The organism is Microcoleus sp. B4-C2 (assembly GCF_036705265.1).
Lineage (GTDB): Bacteria > Cyanobacteriota > Cyanobacteriia > Cyanobacteriales > Microcoleaceae > Microcoleus.
The window spans coordinates 156,617-179,150 of sequence record NZ_JAUBUB010000001.1 but is presented as its reverse complement, the minus strand read 5'-3'; the positions used below and the strand labels follow the sequence as shown (position 1 = coordinate 179,150).

Sequence of the window (22,534 nt, the reverse complement as noted above, 5' to 3'; positions counted from 1 at the left end):
TTAGCTAAATGTAATAACTATATTTGATAGGAGTTTTTCGAGTGAACGCTGCCGAACAAGCCAAAAATATAGAAGTTGCCAGCAAAATTGCTGCGGTTGTTAATTTATTCAAGTCGGAATTCCCGGACGCAAAAGTCGATTTGAAACCTTGGATGAATGACGAGGATACCAGAGAACTTGTAGATCCAGATTCGATCGACATTGGCTTCCATTTTCCAGGTAGAAGTCGCTTGTTGCAAAGCCGCAGCATTTTGATTCAAATCCGATTTTACCAAGATCCGGTGGAAGGATATCGGCGGGCGATCGGAGTTGAGGCCGCCGGTTACGATCATAGTGGTCAGCAGTGGCACTTTTCTACTGTGGAAAATTGGAATTTTCTCGGCCTAACCGAACCTGCGGTGGAGTCGGCGCAAAAACTCAAAGACTTTTGCCAGCAGATTTTTGATTTGTTTAATCAATCAATCGATTTTAGATTTTAGATTTTAGATTTTAGATTGAAGGTCAATCGGCGATTGAAATCGGGCAACCACGGGGGGATTGCCCCTACGGAAACGAAGGTGGATTTGGTATTAGTCCCGATTGTCGCAATTGTCGATCGACTTACAGCCAACTGGATAAACAGATTTGTAAGTAGTCGATCGCTTGCCAAACAAAGTATAGCGGTTATCGCGGACTTGTTCGTACACGCGATCGCCCATCCACTTCATCCCCGGCATTGCCCGATAAGCAGCCACAAAAACCTCGCCAGCAGGCAATATCCGTCCGATTTCCTCCGCCGCATCGCTGCCCTGCCAGCGTCGTTCGGGGGTGTTGCTATCTATCAAAATCATCCCCATTTCGCAGTCTTCAGACGTAATCCCAAAGCGATTTAATTGCTCTAAATCTTGCATAAAAATATACTCAAAGTTCTGGCCTTTATCTAAATTTTCTAGTAACTGCACCAAGGTAACGCAGAGATTGCAATTGCCGTCGTAAATTACGTTATATTTCATTAGTTGACTGTTGACTGTTGACTGTTGACTACTGACTACTGACTACTGACTATTCCCTACAGGAATCTCGATCGCAAATTCCGTACCTTGACCCGGTGCAGAATCGCAATGAAGCTGCCCGCCGTGCTTTTCCACTACAATTTGATAGCTAATAGACAGCCCCAAACCAGTACCTTTACCGGGTTCTTTCGTAGTAAAAAACGGATCGAACAGCCTTTCGTGAACATCTATCGGAATCCCCGGGCCGTTGTCAGCAATCCTAATCACAATATGAGAAGGATGCCGAATCGAAGCATCAGAAACAGCAGAATCTGGTGGCATCAAAGCATCCTGTTCATATTTTACATCAGTACAAATCCGCAGCGTCGGCGAAGGACAATAAGGAATAAGCGCCTGTTCCCCCTGCGCCCACTGTCCAGTCTCCATTGCCTCTTCCAAAGCATCAATTGCATTGCCGATAATATTCATAAATACCTGATTCAACTGTCCTGCATAACACTGTACGCGGGGCAAATTCCCGAACTCTTTGATCAGTACAATTTTAGGATGCCCTGCCGTTTCTTTCAACCTGTGTTGCAAAATCAACAAAGTGCTTTCAATCCCTTCGTGAATATCCACCTGCTTTTGTTCGGCTTCATCTAATCGCGAAAAATTCTTCAGTGACAGCACAATTTGACGAATTCGCTCTGCTCCCATTTTCATCGAATTTAAGAGGTTCGGCAAATCTTTGAGCAGAAAATTTAAATCAACATCATTTATTTCTTGTTGAATTGCCGATGTTGGTTGCGGGTATTCCTGCTGGTAAAGTTGCAGCATTTTTAGCAAGTCTTTAAAGTAATCGTCAGCGTGCATGACGTTGCCGTAAATAAAGCTAACTGGATTGTTGATTTCGTGAGCAACGCCAGCGACTAATTGCCCCAAACTTACCATTTTTTCATTTTGAACCATCATGCTTTGAGTTTTATGCACATCCCGCAGGGCTTTTGCCAATTCTTGATTTTTAGCCCTCAATTGACTTTCGGAAAGTCGCACCGCTTCTTCTGCGTGTTTGCGATCGGTAATATCTTTACGAATTGCTACATATTGATGGGGTTCGCCGTTGGTATTTAAGAAAGGTACAATGGTAGTATCCAACCAGAATAATGTGCCATCTTTAGCTTGATTTTTCATTTCTCCTCGCCAAACCTTTCCCTGGCGGATGGTTGACCAAAGCTCCTTGAAAAAATCGGCTGAGTGATAGCCAGAATTGACAAGTCTGTGGGTTTTGCCAATCAGTTCTTCTCGGGAATATTTAAAGAGTTCGCAAAATTGATCGTTGACATAGGTAATGGCTCCGAATTCGTCGGTATTCGAGACAATTGCCGATTGATCCAAAGCAAATTTTTCAAATTCCAACTCTTGGAGAGTTTGGCGCAATTCTGCTTCTGCTTGTTTGCGATCGCTAATATCGGTAATCATCCGCAACACCCCGGAAAATTCGCCCTCACCGTCGAACATCGGCGTCGCCGAGACGATCGCCCACAAGTGAGATCCGTCTTTGCGAGTAAACTTAAAATCGTGGCGTTCGCGAATGCCTTGCCGCCGGCGCTGGACGTAACTTTCTGCTATTTTCCTAGACTCGCAGTCGATAAACTCAAATAGCGATCGCCCCAGCATTTCCTCCACAGTATACCCCAGCATTTCGGCCATCATGCTGTTAGCAAAAGTCGTGATACTTTCGCTGTCAAACATCCAAACGCCCTCCGAAGCCGTCTCGACAATGCAGCGGTAATAATTCTCCCTCTCCCTGACTGTTGCCTCTGCTTGCTTGCGATCCGTAATATCAGTTTGTACCGCAATAAAACCTTCTAGTTCGCCATTTTCTTGATAAATTGGGGCGATCGAAAGCGCCACCCAATAACCCTTTCCATCCTTGCTGTAATTGTAGATTTCCTGATTAAACGGCACGCCCGCAGCCAAAGCAGATCGCAGTTGAGCAATAGTTAGCGGGTCTGTTTGAGCGCCTTGCAGTACATCACCCGGTTTTTTTCCCTGCATTTCTGCCAGCACATAACCACTAATCCGAGTAAATCCTTCATTCACCCATTCAATGCAGCCTTGAGCATCAGTAATAATCACACCATTTTGCGTTTTTTGAGCCACAATGGCCAAGCGCAACAATTCTGTTTCAGTTTTTTTGCTTTCCGTAATATCTTCAGCAATACCCAAAATGTACTTAGGCGCGCCCGATTCGTCAAACAAAGGAACTTTTTTTGTGTGCAAAATCCGCTTGCCTCGGTGCGGAAGTTCGATAGTTTGTTCGGGCAAATCTACGCCTTTTCTAGTTTCCAGCACTTCTAAATCTTGTGCTTGCAAGTAATTGGCCTGAACTGACTCCAACAAGTCAGCAGCATTGTTTAAAATCACTTCATCCCTGGAATAGCCAAACAATTCTTCGCTAGCAGTATTCCAATAAATAAATTTTTGCTCTACAGCATCTTTAATAAAGACGCTAATTGGTAGATTTTGCAGTACCGCATTCAGAAAATCTTGAGTGTTTCGCAGGTTTTCCTCAGCTCGCTTTCGTTCCGTAATATCCAAAATTACTCCGTCGAGATAAACAACCCGACACTGAGAATTTGCGATCGGCGAAACCGGCGAAACCACAGCCGACAAAAAGCCCTCAATTTCCCCTTGTTCCTCTTGTTTTCCTCTATCCTCTTCCGCCTCGCAGCAAACAGCTTTGCCTTTTTCGTAAACCCAGCTAATAGCGCCGTCAGCCCGGACAATCCGGTATTCAAGGATGTACGGAGTTCTGGTTTCTACACTTTTTTTGACAGTAGCATCCACATTTTTGCGGTCTTGAGGATGGATAATGCTGGCAAAAGAACGGACGCGATCGTTGATAAAATCAGAAGAAGGATAGCCTGATATTTCTTGAACAGCCTCGCTCAAAAACGCCATTGTGCGTGTTAATTCCTCCTCGTCCGTATACTCGCAGGTACAGCGGTAGACAGCACCAGGAATATTAGCTACTAAATTTTTATATTTTTCTTCGCTTTTTAACAAAGATGAGCCGTCTTCCTTATTGCGATCGCCGTTCTTAAATTTAGAAGAATTAGAGGAAATTTGCATGATTTTTTCACTTGTGAGTGCGGGGGCAAGTGTTAGAGTAGATTACCCTATAAAAAGTAAATTAAATTGGCGAAATAATTCGTTATAAACTAATATAGTACAAAATTAGTTCTGCGAACATTCAGAAAATTTGAGGGTGGCTAATAGGTAGAGCTAATCAAGGCTAGAGATGTAGAAAAGAGTTCGGAAACGCATTATCTAACGGATTGAACGCATTTAACGGATGGATGTTGAGGTTCGAGGGAAACAGGGAAGATTTTCCCCTTTCTCGTTTTCCCACTCCCCCTCTCTCCCCATCTCTCCATCTCTTCCACTCCCACTCCCCCAATCTCCCCCTTCCCCACTCCCTCACTCTCGTTAGAATAAGATAAGTTTCCTTGCTACCGACCAGCCCCTCAAACAAAACACCATGACTCAACAACAACCCCGGATTTGCATTCTCGGCGGAGGCTTCGGCGGACTCTACACAGCCCTGCGCTTGAGTCAGTTACCCTTCTCCAAAACCGAAAAACCCGAAATAGTCCTAGTTGACCGCCGCGATCGATTTTTGTTCGTTCCCCTGCTGTACGAACTCCTGACCGGCGAACTCCAAACCTGGGAAATTGCCCCCCCGTTTGCCGAACTATTGGAAAACACAGGTGTGCGCTTTTGTCAAGGTACTGTCTCCGGCATCGATGTGGAGCAAAAGCGAGTGCAGTTACACGACGGGCCAGAAATTCCGTGCGATCGCCTGGTTTTAGCTTTAGGCGGCAAAACCCCTCTAGATATGGTCAAGGGTGCGGTTGAATATGCTTACTCGTTTCGCACTCTCGACGACGCCTACCGCTTAGAAGAAAGACTGCGGTTTTTAGAAGCCAGCAACACCGACAAAATTCGGGTGGCGATCGTCGGCGCCGGTTATTCGGGAGTAGAATTAGCTTGTAAATTAGCCGATCGACTCGGAGAAAAAGGTCGCGTGCGGTTAGTTGAGCAAAGCGACATGATTCTGCGGACATCACCGGAGTTTAACCGCGAAGCCGCCACCCAAGCTTTAGAAAAACGGAAAGTGTGGATCGACTTAGAAACAGCAGTAGAGGCGATCGAAGCAGACACAATATCCTTACTTTACAAAGGACAATTAGATGTTCTCCCCGTAGACATAGTGCTGTGGACAGTAGGAACTCAAGTTAGTCAAGCAGTGCGATCGCTACCCCTCAAACAAAACCAGCGCGGTCAATTAATAGTCAATCCGCAGATGCAAATTATCGACCATCCAGATATATTCGCCTTGGGAGACTTAGCTGAATGTCACGATGCAAATGGTCAAAAAGTCCCCGGAACAGCCCAAACAGCCTTCCAGCAAGCTGACTACACCGCATGGAACATTTGGGCCTCCCTGACCGGCCGCCCATTACTTCCTTTCCGCTATCAGCCCCTAGGAGAAATGATGACATTAGGAAATGATAACGCCACCCTAGCCGGTTTAGGAATTAAACTCGACGGACAACTAGCCCACATTGCTCGCCGCTTAGCTTATCTCTATCGGATGCCAACATTTGACCATCAGCTAAAAGTTGGTTTCAATTGGATTAGCAAGCCGATTCAGGATTTGCTGAAAAGTTAGTTAACTGTTAACGGTTAACTGTATTTCTTAGTCCGCGCAGGCGGACTTTGTTTGTATAGTAGCGGTTTAAGCCACCCAAAAACCTGACAAATAACAAATAAGAAATAACAAATAACAAATGACCAAAGTAATTTTTTTAGACGCCGCAGGTACACTATTTGATGTTCGCGGTAGCGTCGGCGAAGTCTACGGAGAACTAGCCAAGAGTTTTGGAGTAACAGTTAAAAGCGAAGAGTTAAATGCAGCCTTTTTCCAAAGTTTCGCCTCAGCAAGCCCGATGGCATTTCCAGGGAGAGAAACGGCAAAAATTCCCCAATTAGAATTTGAGTGGTGGCAAACAGTTTCCGCAAAAGCATTCCAAATAGCAGGCATTTTCCAGCAATTTTCTGACTTTCCCAAATTCTTTGTCGAACTCTACGCTCATTTTGCCACCGCCGAACCTTGGTTCGTCTATCCCGACGTATTGCCAGCATTAAATAAGTGGCAGCAACAAGGAATAGAATTAGCAGTAGTCTCGAATTTCGATTCCAGAATTTATGCAGTATTAAAAGCACTAAATTTAGCTGAATATTTCACATCAGTGACAATTTCCACCGAAGTTGGCGCAGCCAAACCCGATTCTCAAATTTTTACCGCCGCTTTGCAAAAGCACAACTGCATTGCGGAGAATGTGTTGCATATCGGCGACAGCTTCAAAGCTGATTATTGTGGTGCTAAAAATGCGGGATTAAACGCAATTTGGTTGAATCGCCAACAGGAAAAAATCAATTCAGGCAAATTGCCTTTAAGTGAAACAAAAATAGAAGTGTGCAGCAGTCTTGATTTTATAATCGAGGTTCTTAAATAGAGGACTTAGCGATAATGTGTAGGGTGCGTCGCTGTCAGAGATTCAATAAAAATTGGAGAGTATAGATGGCGACGCACCTTACTATAGCTTTTACATGAATTTTATGAGGTTAAGGTTAGGATTTTTATGAATTGACTTTGAGAGCTGTTTATTGAATAATATGAGTAATTTAACCGCAGAGAGCGCAGAGGGCGCAGAGGAAGAGAAGAGAAATGTGATGTGATTTTTATATCTAATTTTTACTGGGAAGGAACTCTATGGAACCTCGACTCACTCAAACTCAGTTAGCACAGGTAGTCGCTGAAATCGACAAGTTATCGCAGCAGCGCGAGTTAGAATTGGAACCAGATCAGGTAAGAGAAATTTTACGGGAGTTGAATCTGCCTGATGAGCTTTTAGAAGATGCGATCGCCCAAATGCGCCGCCGCGAAGTCCTAGAAAAACAGCAGCGACGCAACCGCTGGATCGCGATCGCCTCGACAGCGTGTGTCATATCTGCGATCGGTATAGGTGTACTGTTCGGGCAAAATCAGCAACAAAAAACTGCTCAAGTTGTGGGAGGAGAAGACCGAATTTCCCTATCTCAAAAGGGCGGTGACAGCCTCACTCAAGTCAATCGTCAAATTAATCCCCGCATCTACTATCAGGTGACGTTGCAAAATGCTCCGATCGGCAATGAGTTGTCTCTGCAATGCGATTGGATTAATCCTAGCGGTGACATTGTTCATCAGGGCAGGTATCAAACTCGCACGATCGATACTGCGGTTTGGAATACGCACTGCTTTTACGATCTCGGATCTGCTGCTGCCCCAGGCAAATGGGAAGTTCGGATGTCCCTGGATGGGCGCGCGATCGGCAGTGAACCTTTCACGGTGAAATAAATAGACTTATCCAAAAAAGCCTGTTTTGAACAGGCTTTCCGGCCTGTTCCACAATGATTATTGGAGATATCTAAATAGACTTATCCAAAAAAGCCTGTTTTGAACAGGCTTTCCGGCCTGTTCCACAATTATTGGAGATATCTAATCTAAATAGACTTATCCAAAAAAGCCTGTTTTGAACAGGCAAGATGCCTGTTCCACAATAATTATTGGAGATATCTAATGGGTGCGATCGACAAACCTTCACATTTTATCGGCTATTGGGGACTGGACGATCGCACAAAAACTCTCAGCCGTTTAGTCCCAGATTACTGCATTCGGCAGGGCAAATTATCAGAATGGGCGATCGCCTCTGCATCTGTACTCACGGCTGACACAGTGACGCTGAATGCTTGCGGGCGATTTGGGCCAACCGATTTACCGGGAGATGCTTGGGCGGCGGTAGAAGCGAAACAGCTACGGCTGGGGCGCGATCCGTTTGGGCGAGTGCCGCTTTATTGGATGCAGTTGCGAGAAACGATTTGGTTTTCGACGCAAATGCAACTGCTGCTACCGCTGATTGCTTCCTCTCAAATTAGCCCGATCGCCCTACACAGTTATGCTTGCTTTTCCTACGTGCCCACGCCGTTAACGCCGATCGAGCAAATTTCATCCGTAGCAGCCGGAAGCGAGATGATTTGGGAAATTGCCGATATTAAGGATCTGCCGAAAGTGAGATCGCTGTCTTCAGCTTGGCAAGAAGCGCCCCAACTACTGCGCCGTGAGGATGAGGCGATCGCACAATTGCAAGGGCTGTTGCAACAGGCGATCGATCGACAAGTGGCCGATTTGCCGATCGACGAACCCGTGGGCGTTTTACTCTCCGGTGGCATCGATTCTTCCCTGGTGACGGCGCTGCTAGTGAAAGCAGGCTTACAAGTGCGCGCCTATGCCCTCGATTTTGGTGTCGAAGCCTATTCCGAACTGCCCTATGCCCAACAGGTGGCGGACTTTTTCCAGATTCCGCTGATCCGGGTGGCGGCGACGGGTGATGCAGTGTTGCGGGCGATCGGGCCAACCGCCAAAGCCCTCGATTTACCCTATGGAGATGGCACGACGGCTGCACTGTTTTTGCTCAAACAGGCGGCGGCGCAAGACGTGCGAGTTGTATTCAATGGCGAGAATGGCGATCAGCTATTTGCCGGATGGACAAACAAGCCTTTGATTGCAAACGGAGTTTACAGTGCAGAACATCCCGCCGGAGGAGAAACTTTTGAACAGCAGTATTTGCGGACGTTTCAGAGATTTTATGGTTATGAAAAACAGATTTTTTCGCCACAAATGCTCGATCGCATCCAGTCTCACGATTTGAGCGTTTATCTGCAAGACGCGATCGATCCCGAAACCTGTCCTTCCCTGCTAGCGAGGCTGCGGCGCGCTTCGCTGATGCTCAAAGGTGCCCAAAATATTCAGCCGAGGGCAACGGCATTGGCGTTTGCTTGCGGTTTGTGGGTGCGATCGCCCTTCTGCGACCCCGACCTCACAGCATGGACGTTTCAACTCCCTGGCGAGCTTCTACTGCAAGGTGCGTGCGAAAAATACATCCTCAAAAAAGCCTCCGAACGCTGGCTGCCGCCGGAAATTATCTGGCGGGAAAAGCGCGGGATGGGAGTCCCGTTGAAGGTTTGGTATTACCGGGAGTTTTGGGCTGCGATCGGCGATCGGCTGAATCCGAATGTGTTGCGATCGCAAAATTGCTGGCAGCCCCATTTGGCCGACTCGATGTTATCGGGACAACTCGGAGTTACCATGCGCGATCGCTATATTGGCAATAATCTCTGGTTGCTGCTGATGTGGCAGGCATGGCGAACCGAGGTTTTAGGCGAAATTCCGGTTAAGCGATCGCTGGATCATGTGTTTTGGTTGCCACCTGCGATCGGACAGCGCATTTGGAAATATCGAAGGAGGTTGACAGTTGACAGTTGACAGTTGATTTTACAATCTTCCCTGTTCCGAACATCCGTTAAATCCGTTAAATAATCCGTTGCCGAACATCCGTTACATCCGTTACATCCGTTACAAAATCCGTTGCCGAACTTCTTCTATATGACTGAATCTTTGCTACAGAATGAAACCAAAACTCATTCGCCGCCGTTCTCCGAAGCAATGGCCCAGCGACTTTTGTCAACTTATGGTTCGCCTTTATATGTGTATCAGGCCGATATCCTCCGTCAAACCCTTGACGATATTACGCGATCGATCGACTATCCGCACGTTCAGTTTCATTTTGCTAGCGTCACCAACGGCAATATTGCTCTGTTGCAATTGATTCAGCAAGCTGGTTGGGGGCTACACGCGAATACACCGGGGGATGTTTTTTTGGGACTGAAAGCCGGTTTTACGAGCGATCGCATTGTCTACACCGGCAGTAACCTCAACAGGGCTGATATTCAGCAATTGATCGAGTGGAAGATTGAGCGATTTAACTTCGATTGTCTGTCCCAACTCCAAGATTTTTGCGAATATTCCGGGAGTCAACCGCGATCGATCCGTGCCGAAATTGGACTGCGCCTCAACTCACCGGAATTGACGGGAGACAGTCGGATTGGAGTACGTGCCGCCGAATTCGAGAAAGCCAACGAAATCGCGCAGCAGCAGGGGTTGAGGATTACCGGATTGCATTTTTATAGGGGGACTGGAACTAACGCCACGAGTGCTTTTACGCAGGCGATCGATCGCCTAATTGCGATCGCCCAACTGTTGCCCGATTGGCGAACCCTCGATTTTGGCGGTGGTTTTGGCTATCCCTATCGAGGCGGTGCGGTGTTTGACTGGCGGGAGTTTGGTGCGGCGATTACTGAACGATTGAGTGCGCTATCTCGCCCGATCGAGTTGGTGATTGAACCGGGACGATCGGCGATCGCAGGTTGTGGCGTTTTGCTTGCGAAAGTTGTGTCGGTGAAGTGGTTGGGCGATAGGCAAATTGTCGGCGTGGATACGACTGTATCAAATCTATCGGTACCTGCGGTGCACGGGGGCTATCGGGCGATCGCGACTTGGGAAACCGACGATGTATCGCGGTATGAAACGGATATTTGCGGCAACACGACTTATTCGCGGGATTATTTGGGGCGCAACTGTTGGCTACCGAAACTCAAAATTGGAGATGCGATCGCGATTTTGGATAGCGGGGCTTACGGCTATGCGATGTCGTCGCATTTTCTGCACCGCCCCCGCCCTGCTGAGGTGTTGATTGATGCTAAGGGCGATCGATTAATTCGACAGCGAGAAGACTATTCTATCTTGTTAAACGGGCAAGTATTTTAAACCTGAGATGTTACACCATTCTTAAGAACAGGCAAGATGCCTGTTCCACAATAAATAAATTGTCTTGTGGAACAGGCATCTTGCCTGTTGCTGACAATGGTGTAACATCTCGGTTGTAACGAAGTTATCTCTCTTCACTTCCTCTGCGCCCTCTGCGGCCTCTGCGGTAAAATCATTCCAAAACAACCGTCAACGATATAAATCCATTAAATCAATCAGGAGTAACCGAAATGGGAATGAAATGCGTCCAGTGTAATACCGATAACAATTTGCGCGATCGTACCAGGAACTCAGGTCGCTGTAAACAGTGCAACCATCCGTTTGTCTTTGAACCCACTACCGTCACTGATAAAAAGTTGGCATTCACCGATCCCTTTTTCAAAAAGGCGATCGAGAATATTTCCGGCCAAAATATGTTGTTTTTTACGCACAAACAGTTTTTGTATTTTATTGACCAAAAGCTTAAATCTCGCGTACCCGAAATCAGTTGGATTTTGACCTACTTCTTTTTTAGCGTATTTGCGGGAACCTTCTGCCTTACCTTCGCTATTGCTATTTTTCCCTCACAATTCGCAGTTATTATTACCTTCGCTCTCTACAATTTGATTTGGATATGGCTATTGTTCAACTACAGCAAATCTCCTGCTCAAGGTCTTCGCGGCAGAAGAAATAATGCTAAAAACCTCCAGATTTTAGGGGGAATTATTTTAGTGCTGGGCATTGCAGGAAGCCTAATATTTGATTATTCTTCAGGATACATCGTAGCGATTACACTAGGGCTATTTTCCTACTGGCTCGGCATTTCACAAAAAAAACGCCCACAGATAACTGGTGAAGAATTTCTTGTCAATCAAGCGCAGAGTGATAAATGGCTGCGAGACTGGCAAACAGTGAACGGTACACTAGAAAAACTCCTCCCTGCACCTCGCCAAGAAGCTTTACCCGCCAGCATCGATCGCGAAGTTAGCGCCTACAGTTTCGATCGCGCAATTATCTGTGACAGTGACGAAATAGCTCAATTCCTCATTGCCAACAACGTCCATTTTGAAAACAACTGCGCCATTCTTAGTATTAGTGGCTATCCCCAAAGCATCTTCAGTACCGTGATTGAAATGCTGCGGCGCAATACCGATTTAAAAGTCTATGCACTGCACAATGCGAGCCCTGCAGGAGTTCGCTTGGTAAATCAACTGCGAACTAATCCAAACTGGTTTGCGAATCAAGCGGTGACAATTTTTGATTTAGGCATTTCTCCCCGTCAAATCTTAGCAACCCGCGATATGTTTGTGCAGCAATCTCAAACAATGGCACAAACAGCCCGTCAATTACCCGACGCTGTAAGGCAAGGTTTAACAGCAGAAGAACTAGCATGGCTGGAAGCCGGCAATTTTGTGGAATTGGAATCGTTTACGCCGCAGCGGTTGTTGCGCGTGGTGAATTATGGACTTGCTCAGAGTGGCGATCCGCAGGGTAACGAGGGCTTAATATTAGTGGATGATAATGTTGGATACGGCGGCGGCTATGTGTTTGTCTCCGATAGTTTTGGTTAGGGCGTGTTTTCAAACTTGATATTAGACTTATTAATAATAAGCTTAAAAAGTCTTGAAACTTAGTCTGAATAAGATGTTTAGCTATTTTTAGTTAAAATCATAAAAAGCTTATCTTTGTAAGGGCTTCAGCGATTTTAAAATGAGGAGCAAAAAAGCTGAGATTAACTCGGTGAGTAAAGGTTTCAAATTTTTAAATTTCCCCCCACGGGGGGAAGTTGAGGTTAAATTGTGGGAAATTTGCCTTCAACTTTCTCTCGTCTGGTTTTGTTTGTGTAGGCGCGGTTTCTAACCGCCCGGACTTGTAACGACCTGGACTTTTTTAAGTCGTATACTCCGCATTAATCTTCACGTAGTCGTAACTCAAATCGCATCCCCAAGCTTTCGCAAAACCGCTGCCATTCCCCACACTAACCTGAATTAAAACCGTATCAGCCTTCAAATATTCCCCCTCCGCAGCCGCTTTCATATAATTACTTGCAGCAGCGCGATCGAACTCTTTCGGTTGTCCGTTTTCCATCATCAAAAAATCCCCCAATTGAATCCGCAAATTCTCTTGATCGAAAGGTACACCAGCGCGCCCAGCCGCCGCCGCAATTCTGCCCCAATTCGGATCGCGTCCGAAAATCGCAGCTTTCACCAAAGAAGAACCGACAATTGTTTTGGCAATTTTACTCGCAGAAACTTCATCTAGCGCGCCACTAACTTGCACTTCCACCAAACAAGTTGCACCTTCGCCGTCACGGGCGATCGCCTTTGCTAAATGCACGCAAACTTCTGTCAGCATCGCCTCTAATTTTTCAGCATCTGCCCCCATTTCTGTAATTGCGGGCGTGCGGGATTGGCCGTTTGCCAAAGCAATTAGCGAATCGTTGGTACTGGTATCGCCGTCAACAGTAATTTGATTGAAACTTCTGTTAGCCGCCCGACTCACCATTTCTTGCCACAAATGCGATGACACTGCTGCATCGCAAGTTACAAATGCCAGCATTGTTGCCATATTCGGGTGAATCATTCCCGAACCTTTGCAAATGCCGCCGATGCGGACGGGTCGATCGCCAAACATGGTTTCCAGCGCGATCGTTTTCGGCACTAAATCAGTCGTACAAATAGCCTTAGCCGCCGCATCGGAACCAGTTTCCGATGCCTCAGCAACTAATCGCGGAATTCCCGCCCTCAGCGGCTCCATTTTTATCCGCTGTCCGATGACGCCAGTGGAGGCCAAAAGAATAGATTCTGGAGGAATATTCAGCGCTTCTCCCAACAATTTGGCACTTTCAAGGGCATCTGCCAAACCTTGTTCGCCAGTAGCAGCATTAGCTTGTCCCGCATTGCACAAAATTGCTTTCGCGCTGGGTTTAGCTTGCAAACGCTGGCGGCAGTAGTCCACACAAGCGGCCCGGACAGTGGAAGTTGTGAAGACTCCGGCGGCGATCGCATCCACCTCTGACAAAATTAAACTTAAATCCGGCAAGCCTGAAGGCTTCAAGCCCGCTGTAATTCCCGATGCTCGATACCCTCTCGGTGCTGTAACTCCGCCGTCAATTTCTTTCCAGTCCGACATGATGACCTCCCTAGTAGCCTTCAATCTGCTGAAAGGGGATTATACCATTTTAGATTTTAGATTTTAGATTTTAGATTTTAGACTTCGGCGTGAGCGCTCAGTCAAACGATTTTAGATTTTAGATTTTAGATTTTAGATTCTTTTGAACCCAATTTCCCATTCCCCATTCCCAATTCCCAATTCCCAATTCCCCATAAAACTAATCGCGGCTTCCAATCTAGAGTTAGAACTCAAGAAGAAGTCGCGACGGTTTTGTAATGAACATTATTAATTTTTAGCTGGCCAACAACAAACTCGATTCAACTATCTCGCCGTTGAAAAAAGGAGTTATTTGCGATCGATACTCGCTGGAGAACCAGCATCTAAACCAACTTCAGCAGCCACACGGCTCAGCATGGATTCCTGACGGTTTTTGACGACGTGTTGATGGCGCATCATCAGGTTGCGGGCTTGTTCTTGAGTGGACTTGACACTCCCTAGCCTAAAGGCGTAGGGATTCTTAATTCATCGACTGACCTTTAAGCACTATGTCCTTTCGGCAATCTTTAAACTTTTCAACCGTGCAATTACACCAATTGACGAGCCTAATTCACAGCAACCCCAGAGGGTCTATCTCCAAAAGCGTACTAGGATACGAACCTAGAGTTCGGGTATGCCCTACCCTACTTAATTGATTTAAACCAAATGATGTATTTTCTGGTACAGAGAATGCGTTGATTCTCTCGCTGTTTTAAGTGTTTTCGCAGCACTGTGCCCAATTTTTACACCTAAAAGTGTGTCTTAACAGTTTCACGATGGTGATGGAGTTTAACCTTGGCACATCCATCTTAATACAAAGCCGTCCTACAAGGAGGGGGTTTTAGACCCAATTTCTTGATAACTGCGTAGGCAATTGTCGAAATTGAGCTTGCCCTAGCTCATGGTGGCGTTGCTGCGATCGTAACTGGCTTGAAAGCTGGGCTGCGGTTTGCCTTGAATGTGACCCCAGTAGTGCGTATCTTCCATCCCGACTTCGGTGGCGGTGCGGTTGAGCATGGATTGCTGACGGTTCTTCACAAGTTGGTGGTGGCGCATCATCAGAGAGCGAGCTTGATTTTCGGTAGACATATGGGGTTCCTCCGTATTCTTTAGATTAATGTTGGGCTTGTTTTTTCTTCTCTTCTATCACTATAACAGACAATTCTGTATCTAAAGCTACCAAATTAAAATTGTCACAAAACTTTACAATTGGGCTATGGGGCGAGAATCTCGATCGAGGTTGCGGGGAGTGCGATCGGGCTTTGGCTGGTGGATTCAGGCCCAACCTCAAGCAGCAGTTGGCAAAATTTGACAATATTCGTCTTCTAAAAGCCACATTTTGGCGACTACCTAATTGCCAAGGGCCAAAATAAGTTTATAGTTTGGTTCAGAGTTATAGATGCAGAATTTTGCCTCTCAAGAAAGTCGAATTTGCCTTAGTTAACAGTAAATTTAATAAGTAGCGAATCACAATTAGATTTACAATGATTAAGCAGTTATGCTCAAGTCTAGTCAAGTTTTTTGTAGTCAACTAGATAGAGTTGATCCAAAGTGAATCGCCCTCGCCATCCTCAAAAAGCGAGCTTTGTTTGTTGATAAAAATAGATTAAGTCCCAGCAGTCTCCCCACAAAAAAGAGCGATCGTCCTCCCGTAGAAAAACAATCGCCCATTCACCTATAATTTCAATTAACATCAAGTCCCGCTCTTCAGAAACTATGCTGTACCCACAATCCCAGAGATCCCCCTAGCCTCTTGTTCAGGAGGATGCCAGGGGGAGCAAAAGGCTCTGACGTTAGTTTTTCAAGTTGTGTGTACACGGTAGCCCTTAAGAAAGGCGTGCCGGGGCATAAGCGGCCCTAATCGTCAAACAGTAGACTGGTACTACATAAGACGTTAAATTGACACGATCGCTACTCGGCGACTTCAGCTTCCGCTTCCGCTTCAGGTGCATCGGGCACATCTTGCTTGATAGTCAAATAGCGAATCACTTCTTCGCTCAGACGCATCGCGCGCTCCAGGGTAAAAATTGCAGCGCCCGGAGCTGTATAGTTCATTTGAACGTATACTCCGTCCCGGTGCTTGCCGATTTCGTAAGCCAAACGGCGCTTGCCGCGGTGCTGAGTTTCGATGCTTTCAGCACCTTGATCGCGCAAAATAGTTTGATATTTAGCGATCGCCTGGTCTGTCATTTCTTCACCCAAATCAGGGCGCAGAATGTACATAGTTTCGTAAATAAACGGTTTCATGGCAATAATCCCCTTATGGACAACAAGGCTTCTCACGAAGCAAGGACTTATCATCATATCCCAACAATGAACAATCTCAAAACTAAAAAATCAAATTCCCCAAACAACACTCCCTCGCCGTGGAGCACCCTGTGGACGTACAGCATCATGAGCGCGATCGCACTTTTAATGCTGTTTCCCTTGCTGTGGCTGCTCAGTACCTCCCTCAAATCCCCCAACGAAAACATCTTTCAATTTCCCCCGCAACTGTGGCCACAACAGCCAACCCTCGAAAACTTCATCAAAGTTTGGCAAACCAACCCCTTCGGCCGCTACCTGTTCAACAGCACCCTAATTGCTGGCCTCACGGTTAGCATCAACGTCTTCTTTTGCGCCCTCGCCGCTTACCCCTTAGCCCGACTCAACTTTCGGGGCCGCGAAGCCATCTTAATCACGATCGTTTCCACAATCATGATTCCCTTCCAAATAGTCATGATTCCCCTATACATATTGACTGTACAACTCGGACTAAAAAATAGTTATTTAGGCGTAATCTTTCCCGGACTAGCCTCAGCCTTCGGCATATTTTTATTACGACAAGCATTTCTAGCAGTTCCCAAAGAACTAGAAGAAGCCGCCCGCATCGACGGCTGCAGCGAGTTAGGCATTTGGTGGCACGTCATGATTCCGGCAATTAAGCCGGCTTTAGTTACTTTAGGAATTTTCGTATTTATCGGTTCTTGGAGCGACTTTCTGTGGCCGCTGCTAGTTTTAGACAGGCCGGAATATTACACTTTACCTTTAGGTGTAGCCAATTTAGCCGGGACATTTTCCTTAGATTGGCGTTTAGTTGCGGCGGGTTCGATTATTTCTATTGTTCCAGTTTTAGGACTATTTTTGCTTTTGCAAAAATACATTGTGCCAACAGAAACTGCTGCTGGAGTCAAGGGATAGAATCAAGATAAACAATCGGCATTTATCCGCGTTCATTTGCGGTTGAAAATTAAAATCTTTTGAACTCACAACTCACAAAAATTACCGCATATTCGGTGGTTCATGAAGTACATGATCGGCTATATTATGTGGTGTTAGTCCGTAGGGTGCGGATCTGCTTCATATTTGATAAAGATTGCAGATTGACGGGTGGCGACGCACCTTACTCGCGTCTCTCTTCTTGTGTGTACCACATATACATGGAATATGCTGTATTTGTGATGTAGGAACAGCCAGCAATCTGCTGGATTGTTTACTACGCTGGGGTTGTAGATACTATCATCGCTTTTGCAAATGCGATCGATGCCGAAGACTGGCAAAAATTGCGATCGCACCTAGCCGGCGAAAGAGATATCGACTCTTCGGAATTTTGAGGAATCAAACAAACTATGGTAATTGTCAGCGACAATCCTGAAGTGCATGGCGGTTTGCGGGGCAAATCGCAATAAAATCTCATTCACAACTGAAATGCGAACTGATTTTTCCTAACTAAAAATTTTCGCCTACCTGGGAGTAAAAACTGCACTAGGGTAAGCAATCCGCTTGTGATTGAACTGTTCCCAAACCCGCACAAAAATCTCCGCGATTAGAGACATATCCTCCCGCGTTAAATCCGAATCAATCAACTGATTATCCTGCCAGCGAGCCCTCAAAATCTTATTAACCATATTCAAAGCCTCTTCATGAGTAGCATCCTTGAGCGATCGCAAAGCAGCCTCGCAAGAATCCGCCAGCATCAAAATCCCGGTTTCCCGCGACTGCGGAATCGGCCCATCGTAGCGAAAATCCTCCTCCCTCACTTGGCGACTTGCGATTGTTAACTTTGAATTATCCGCATCTGGCAAAACAAGCTTTAAATCTTCTATTTCTTTGGCAGCAATTTGCTGCGCCTGGTGGTAGAAGTAAGCAATTAACATTTTACCTTGGTGTTCGGGAATAAACGCCTGAATTGCCTTCGGCAATCGATGCTTTCGCGCCATCACCAAACCCTCGGTAACGTGCTTTTTAATAATCTCCGCGCTCGCCCAAGGGTCATTAATTTCATCGTGCTTGTTGGCCCCGCCCATTTGATTTTCACAAAATCCCAGCGGGTCGTGCATTTTTCCAATATCGTGGTATAATGTCCCAGTTCTGACCAGCTCAACATTGCAGCCGAGTTCTCGGGCCGCAGCCTCTGCCAAACTCGCCACAAACAGCGTGTGCTGAAAAGTCCCAGGAGCCTCGGCAGCCAACCTCTTCAACAGCGGGCGGTTGGGATTGGCAAGTTCCGCCAGCCGGATCGGCGTAATCAAGTCAAAAACGTGTTCCAAATAAGGGCTGATGCCGATCGCCACAACGCTCCAAGCCAAACCGGCCAAACTTTGCGCGCCCACCGTACCGAGTACGACGTACCAAATTGCACCGGCAGCCGCGCTGGCAATCAAAGTCCCCACCAGATAAACGCTGCCCTGAGCCAAGCCGACAGCTACGCCCAAAAGAGCCAATTCCTCGCGCGATCGCAGCCGCCCGGCCATAAAAGCGCCCAGCAATCCGCCCGCCCCGCTAGCCACCAAATGAATCAAGTCCACATTTAAGCCAATGGGCAGCAGCGCCGACAGCAGCCCCACCACCGTGACTCCCACCGCCGAACCGTAGAAGCCGCCCGCTAAAATCCCGATCGCGGGCAAACTCGTCCAAGGCAGCCCCAAACTCACCAGCACTGGCGCGCTCAAAGTCAGCAGCAGCAATAGCAAATGATCTCTGCGGCGCAAGCGGTAGTGCCTTTCCACCAGCAGTACGATCGCAATTGCCCCCGCGACTAAACAAACAAAACCCGTCAGCCCCAGCCAATTCACCCCCCGCCGGCTCAAACCAAAATAGTCCAGCAACACGAAATCTTGCTGCGATATCTCTTGTCCTTGTGCAACAATTATCTCGCCCTGATCTACTGCGATCATCACCGGTTTCACCTTTTGCGCCGCTAATTCAGCTAGCTGTTTGGTTTCCTCCCGATCTCTCACCAGATTTGGCTGCAAAATCGCTGTTAAACCCTCAACCGCCAAAGCTTGGGACTCTAACGGCACTTCATCTGCCACTTGCAGCTTCACAGCTTCTTGCAAAATCTCTTTGGGCAACCCCTGCAGGATACCTTGAGCCACCATCCTTTTTGCCGCGCGATTCATGCCTGTTTGGGTTTTCTGCCAAGCTGCTTCGGACAAATCAAACAGCGAAGTATCGTAAATCTGGGGCAGCCCCAAAACCGACGGTTTTCCCAGCGCCTCCACAGCATTGAGATAGCGCTCGCGAGCAGAGGAAATACTGTCTGTCAGGCTTTGAAATTCTGCTGCCCGGACCGATCGGCTGTAAGCTTGCAGTTGAGCGATAGCATCTTGCTGAGACTTGTTATCTGTTGCCACAGCAATTGCCGGGGAATCCAAACTCAATCGCTCGGAAGTTGCACTTTTGTCACCCGCTTGCGCCAAAATCCAGCGCCACTCCCACTCAGGACAGCTCCGCAAGTAAACCTGAACAGCAAGTGAGAGGGCCGAGGTACTCGCAAACGGAAACGGGCCTACCGCCTCCCGTAGATCGCTCCCATGCTGCAAAAATTGTTGCAATTCTTGATAAATTTGTCGATTGACCGCCGAATCCAGCATTAATATCGCTACAGCCCCTATCCGCGCTGCTTTCCGCTGTTCTTCAGTAGTTTTGTAATCCGGGACGCTAGCAGTGGCAGGAGCCTTAATCGTCTGAGGAGCTTTCGTCCCCACATCCAGTTTCGGCTGGTTGTAGAAGCGGTGGCCCAGAGTGCTGCTTAGGGAAACTACCGCTACCAGCGCCAACATAGGGGAACGAGCTTGATTTTTGAGGCTTGATTTGGAGGTTTTACTTGTAAATTTAGTAGTAAAAGTCTCGGGAAGAAGCCATTTCTGGCGCGACAAACGGCTCAGGAGAGGCCCGCCAGCGCGTGAGGTATCTGCTTTGCTGCCATTTTGCACTTTAGCAATGTGTTGGCGCAGTGAGCGCGCAGCCCCTAGCTGCTCAATCTGTCGCATCAATGAGGAGAGCGTATTCATTTGTGTCGAAGATATATCACTGTTATCCAGCAGCTTTGTCAGAATTTCTGACTATGCATCTTGATTGATTTTATCCGAACTACCCATATTCTCGTTGAAACCCGGTTTTTTGGGGCAGGCGCGTCCGATTTAATTTTTCACTTTTTAATCTTTAATTGGCGCTCTCCTTCCACTTTCGCTTTTGACTTGTTAATTGCTGGTTTCCCCTTACTGTTAAAAGCTTTAACCTTTATATTTTACGAGGTCTAATGACATAAGGTGCAGCCACCGATCGGGCTAGCACTGCAGAATCAAGTCCGGCATCGGGCCTGTAAACGCCTGCCCAAACTGCAAACAGGTTATTTGCTAACTCTACAATTTTTACATCGCTGCCAGTTCCCCAGAGCAAAGGTTCTCGGCCCTCGGCTAGCTGCTGCGAATTAACTTGAGCCGAAGATACCTGTCGCCATTCTACAGGAATCGCAGCAACGCCGTTATAAGCTCCAGACAAAGCTCCCGTCAAAGCGCAGGTTATTTGTCCGGCTATACCACAGCGGGCAGCGCGCACCACTGACAAGCGCAAGTCTTCTGGGGTGTTCAAAAAGCAGTAGAAAGCTAAGGCAATGGGAATGAAATTTCCTGGATTGACAATTGACTCGGTTGGTAATTTTTTTTCACCTTCGCCCTGTCTTTCTCGCAAAGCTGTGGCGCTTTTGCACAGATGAGTGGCGGCTGTTTCTAAATCTGCTCCCTTTTCTAATAGTGTTTGTACTTGCAGCAGCAGCTCTGTTAAGGCATTCTCTGTTTTCAGGTAGGCAAGTGTTTGCTCGATCGCTGTCGCGGGGTCAAGTCTTTCTTTGAGAGATCGGGCGATCGTATATGCTACTGCTAAAATTGCTGTTTCCCATTCTGGCGGGTTTTCGTTGTGCCAAACCTCTATCGCCAGCATGATTTTTTCTCGCAGTTTGGCTTTATTTTCGTGAAAAAACATCGCCGATGGCAGCGCAGCAACGGCAGCTTCACCAGGGTTAAGCAGGGTTTGAAACTCACTGTTGCGGGGATGGTAGATTTCCGACTTGGCAAATGCTTCCCAAGTATCGCGCCAATCTTTTAAATCTAAACCCCTACACCGAATTAAACTTTGAGCACACGCTACCGCAAGTGTCCCGGATGCGGATGAGTCTTTGCCACTTGGGATTTTACTGTTGACAGAATTCAACGCCAATGTTGCGCCTCTTAGGGTCAATTGTTGGTGTTTCGTCAGTTGTAAAATCGGCTGCAAGTCTTCTGTTTGGGGGGGAATACCGACGAGTTGCCTCTGGTATTGCAGGCCTAGAGAGTCTCCTAAAACTGCCCCCAGGATAGTTCCTTGAAACTTGCTCAACAGGGAATGCCGCATTTGAATTTAACTCAAGTTGTTAGTAATTGGTAATTTATAATTTATGATTTTTTATGGTATCCTGTTTTACCCAAGTCTTGTGGTTAATTTGAATTCAAGCCAAAATTCAACCCAAACATATAAGGGCTGGTTTTCCATCTAAAACCTGCCCTCATCCGATCGCTACCATCGGTAATTTTTTAATTTTTAATCAGGTAACTAACTAGAGCTTGCAGCCCCAGCCGATAACTTTCTGGGCCAAAACCGCTGATTTGTCCGATCGCCACCGCTGCGATAAAGGAGTGGTGCCGAAAATCTTCCCGCCGATAAATATTGCTCAGATGAACTTCTACCGCCGGGATATTCACCGCTGCGATCGCGTCTCTAATTGCCACACTCGTATGAGTATAAGCTCCAGCATTAATCAATAAGCCTTGGTGCTGCCCTAACATCGAGTGAATTGCATCCACCAATACCCCTTCATGATTCGACTGCTGAATTGAGACTTGCACCTGGAGGGCTTGCGCTTCTCGTTCTAGCAACTTGTTGATATCATTTAAAGTCGCAGAACCATAAACTCCAGGTTCTCGCTGACCCAATAGATTCAGATTAGGGCCGTGAAGTACCAGGATATTTAACAATTTTAAAATTTCCCGCGCAACAAAAATTATGAGAGTTTTGACATGGGATTTAGAACCAGTCTGCCACCTCAAACGTCAAACCTTAAACCTCAAACTTCTAATTCAGTCCCGACTACCTGCGATTCCTCGGTTGGTTTACAGGAATACGAATCGGTTCTAGTTCAGGTTCATGTTCGGGACTCAGCAGTCCTTCTATCAGCTTGCGAACCCATTCTTTAATTTGTTCCAGCACCTTTTCAATGTCTTCCATTGAACGGATAGCTCCTTTTTTTATAGTCTAGATTGCTAAACCGACGGCTAAATATCTGAAAATAAGCAAGCACGACTTTGAAACCAAAGGTCAAACTTGCTTTCTCGCTTGCTGGTTATTTTGAGCAATGGAGAGAGTC

The 22,534-nt window shown here is 46.8% G+C and carries 18 protein-coding genes; 8 read left to right on the top strand and 10 right to left on the bottom strand.

Translation table 11 applies throughout. The annotated features are described in order from the left end of the window. The first annotated feature begins 41 nt into the window (after nt 1–41). Nucleotides 42–479, top strand: coding sequence for a hypothetical protein (locus QUB20_RS00720; protein ID WP_333237432.1), 438 nt, complete (start codon nt 42–44; stop codon nt 477–479). Between the two features lie 90 nt (nt 480–569). Here the strand turns inward: QUB20_RS00720 and QUB20_RS00715 are convergent, their stop codons facing one another. Together QUB20_RS00715 and QUB20_RS00710 are read right to left on the bottom strand one after the other, a co-directional pair. Next, the gene (locus QUB20_RS00715; protein WP_333242272.1) at nt 570–992 is read right to left on the bottom strand and encodes a DCC1-like thiol-disulfide oxidoreductase family protein; all 423 of its coding nucleotides are present in this window, start codon (nt 990–992) and stop codon (nt 570–572) included. 42 nt (nt 993–1,034) lie between these two features. Then, nucleotides 1,035–4,106 (bottom strand): PAS domain S-box protein, encoded by a 3,072-nt coding sequence (locus tag QUB20_RS00710; protein WP_333242269.1) that lies wholly within the window; start codon nt 4,104–4,106, stop codon nt 1,035–1,037. A 409-nt stretch (nt 4,107–4,515) separates the two neighbouring features. Between QUB20_RS00710 and QUB20_RS00705 the strand changes: the two genes are divergently transcribed. The 6 genes from QUB20_RS00705 to QUB20_RS00680 all read left to right on the top strand — a co-directional run bounded on the left by QUB20_RS00705 (nt 4,516) and on the right by QUB20_RS00680 (nt 12,293). After that, complete coding sequence (locus QUB20_RS00705) at nt 4,516–5,709, top strand: NAD(P)/FAD-dependent oxidoreductase (RefSeq protein WP_333242266.1); 1,194 nt, start codon at nt 4,516–4,518, stop codon at nt 5,707–5,709. A 118-nt stretch (nt 5,710–5,827) separates the two neighbouring features. Beyond that, the gene (locus QUB20_RS00700) at nt 5,828–6,556 is read left to right on the top strand and encodes an HAD-IA family hydrolase (RefSeq protein WP_333242263.1); all 729 of its coding nucleotides are present in this window, start codon (nt 5,828–5,830) and stop codon (nt 6,554–6,556) included. A 257-nt stretch (nt 6,557–6,813) separates the two neighbouring features. Further along, complete coding sequence (locus QUB20_RS00695) at nt 6,814–7,437, top strand: DUF3859 domain-containing protein (RefSeq protein ID WP_333242261.1); 624 nt, start codon at nt 6,814–6,816, stop codon at nt 7,435–7,437. A 222-nt stretch (nt 7,438–7,659) separates the two neighbouring features. Beyond that, nucleotides 7,660–9,402: an asparagine synthetase B family protein gene (locus QUB20_RS00690; protein WP_333242258.1), complete on the top strand. Its 1,743-nt coding sequence runs from the start codon at nt 7,660–7,662 to the stop codon at nt 9,400–9,402. 120 nt (nt 9,403–9,522) lie between these two features. Further along, the gene (locus QUB20_RS00685; RefSeq protein WP_333242255.1) at nt 9,523–10,743 is read left to right on the top strand and encodes a decarboxylase; all 1,221 of its coding nucleotides are present in this window, start codon (nt 9,523–9,525) and stop codon (nt 10,741–10,743) included. Between the two features lie 230 nt (nt 10,744–10,973). Continuing rightward, nucleotides 10,974–12,293 carry a hypothetical protein gene (locus tag QUB20_RS00680; protein ID WP_333291085.1) on the top strand — a complete coding sequence of 440 codons (1,320 nt, stop codon included), beginning with the start codon at nt 10,974–10,976 and terminating at the stop codon, nt 12,291–12,293. Between the two features lie 319 nt (nt 12,294–12,612). Here QUB20_RS00680 and argJ read toward each other — a convergent pair whose 3' ends face one another. The 3 genes from argJ to rpsF all read right to left on the bottom strand — a co-directional run bounded on the left by argJ (nt 12,613) and on the right by rpsF (nt 16,119). Beyond that, nucleotides 12,613–13,854: a bifunctional ornithine acetyltransferase/N-acetylglutamate synthase gene (gene argJ, locus QUB20_RS00675; protein ID WP_333242249.1), complete on the bottom strand. Its 1,242-nt coding sequence runs from the start codon at nt 13,852–13,854 to the stop codon at nt 12,613–12,615. Between the two features lie 912 nt (nt 13,855–14,766). Next, entirely contained in the window at nt 14,767–14,961 is a 195-nt protein-coding gene (locus QUB20_RS00670) for a hypothetical protein (protein ID WP_006631905.1), read from the bottom strand. Between the two features lie 822 nt (nt 14,962–15,783). Continuing rightward, a complete protein-coding gene (gene rpsF / locus QUB20_RS00665) occupies nt 15,784–16,119 on the bottom strand; it encodes a 30S ribosomal protein S6 (RefSeq protein WP_006631907.1) in 336 nt (111 codons plus the stop codon). A gap of 66 nt (nt 16,120–16,185) precedes the next feature. Between rpsF and QUB20_RS00660 the strand changes: the two genes are divergently transcribed. Beyond that, the gene (locus tag QUB20_RS00660) at nt 16,186–17,052 is read left to right on the top strand and encodes a carbohydrate ABC transporter permease (RefSeq protein WP_333291083.1); all 867 of its coding nucleotides are present in this window, start codon (nt 16,186–16,188) and stop codon (nt 17,050–17,052) included. Nucleotides 17,053–17,347: 295 nt separating this feature from the next. Here the strand turns inward: QUB20_RS00660 and QUB20_RS00655 are convergent, their stop codons facing one another. The 5 genes from QUB20_RS00655 to QUB20_RS00635 all read right to left on the bottom strand — a co-directional run bounded on the left by QUB20_RS00655 (nt 17,348) and on the right by QUB20_RS00635 (nt 22,395). Next, nucleotides 17,348–17,548, bottom strand: a complete 201-nt coding sequence (locus QUB20_RS00655; RefSeq protein ID WP_333237454.1) for a hypothetical protein — start codon at nt 17,546–17,548, stop codon at nt 17,348–17,350. A 46-nt stretch (nt 17,549–17,594) separates the two neighbouring features. Continuing rightward, on the bottom strand, nt 17,595–20,147 hold the full coding sequence (locus QUB20_RS00650; RefSeq protein ID WP_333242242.1) for an HDIG domain-containing metalloprotein: 2,553 nt from the start codon (nt 20,145–20,147) through the stop codon (nt 17,595–17,597). A 229-nt stretch (nt 20,148–20,376) separates the two neighbouring features. Then, nucleotides 20,377–21,525, bottom strand: a complete 1,149-nt coding sequence (locus QUB20_RS00645) for an ADP-ribosylglycohydrolase family protein (protein WP_333242239.1) — start codon at nt 21,523–21,525, stop codon at nt 20,377–20,379. Nucleotides 21,526–21,704: 179 nt separating this feature from the next. After that, entirely contained in the window at nt 21,705–22,145 is a 441-nt protein-coding gene (gene aroQ, locus QUB20_RS00640) for a type II 3-dehydroquinate dehydratase (protein ID WP_333237461.1), read from the bottom strand. Between the two features lie 112 nt (nt 22,146–22,257). Next, a complete protein-coding gene (locus QUB20_RS00635) occupies nt 22,258–22,395 on the bottom strand; it encodes a hypothetical protein (protein WP_333237463.1) in 138 nt (45 codons plus the stop codon). Between the last annotated feature and the right edge of the window lie 139 nt (nt 22,396–22,534).

What these genes read in the sequence shown, in the direction of transcription:
- QUB20_RS00715 (WP_333242272.1), bottom strand. Translation starts at nt 992, where the DNA reads ATGAAATATAACGTAATTTACGACGGCAATTGCAATCTCTGCGTTACC.
- QUB20_RS00710 (WP_333242269.1), bottom strand. Translation starts at nt 4,106, where the DNA reads ATGCAAATTTCCTCTAATTCTTCTAAATTTAAGAACGGCGATCGCAAT.
- QUB20_RS00705 (WP_333242266.1), top strand. Translation starts at nt 4,516, where the DNA reads ATGACTCAACAACAACCCCGGATTTGCATTCTCGGCGGAGGCTTCGGC.
- QUB20_RS00700 (WP_333242263.1), top strand. Translation starts at nt 5,828, where the DNA reads ATGACCAAAGTAATTTTTTTAGACGCCGCAGGTACACTATTTGATGTT.
- QUB20_RS00695 (WP_333242261.1), top strand. Translation starts at nt 6,814, where the DNA reads ATGGAACCTCGACTCACTCAAACTCAGTTAGCACAGGTAGTCGCTGAA.
- QUB20_RS00690 (WP_333242258.1), top strand. Translation starts at nt 7,660, where the DNA reads ATGGGTGCGATCGACAAACCTTCACATTTTATCGGCTATTGGGGACTG.
- QUB20_RS00685 (WP_333242255.1), top strand. Translation starts at nt 9,523, where the DNA reads ATGACTGAATCTTTGCTACAGAATGAAACCAAAACTCATTCGCCGCCG.
- QUB20_RS00680 (WP_333291085.1), top strand. Translation starts at nt 10,974, where the DNA reads ATGGGAATGAAATGCGTCCAGTGTAATACCGATAACAATTTGCGCGAT.
- argJ (WP_333242249.1), bottom strand. Translation starts at nt 13,854, where the DNA reads ATGTCGGACTGGAAAGAAATTGACGGCGGAGTTACAGCACCGAGAGGG.
- QUB20_RS00670 (WP_006631905.1), bottom strand. Translation starts at nt 14,961, where the DNA reads ATGTCTACCGAAAATCAAGCTCGCTCTCTGATGATGCGCCACCACCAA.
- rpsF (WP_006631907.1), bottom strand. Translation starts at nt 16,119, where the DNA reads ATGAAACCGTTTATTTACGAAACTATGTACATTCTGCGCCCTGATTTG.
- QUB20_RS00660 (WP_333291083.1), top strand. Translation starts at nt 16,186, where the DNA reads ATGAACAATCTCAAAACTAAAAAATCAAATTCCCCAAACAACACTCCC.
- QUB20_RS00655 (WP_333237454.1), bottom strand. Translation starts at nt 17,548, where the DNA reads ATGAGATTTTATTGCGATTTGCCCCGCAAACCGCCATGCACTTCAGGA.
- QUB20_RS00650 (WP_333242242.1), bottom strand. Translation starts at nt 20,147, where the DNA reads ATGAATACGCTCTCCTCATTGATGCGACAGATTGAGCAGCTAGGGGCT.
- QUB20_RS00645 (WP_333242239.1), bottom strand. Translation starts at nt 21,525, where the DNA reads ATGCGGCATTCCCTGTTGAGCAAGTTTCAAGGAACTATCCTGGGGGCA.
- QUB20_RS00635 (WP_333237463.1), bottom strand. Translation starts at nt 22,395, where the DNA reads ATGGAAGACATTGAAAAGGTGCTGGAACAAATTAAAGAATGGGTTCGC.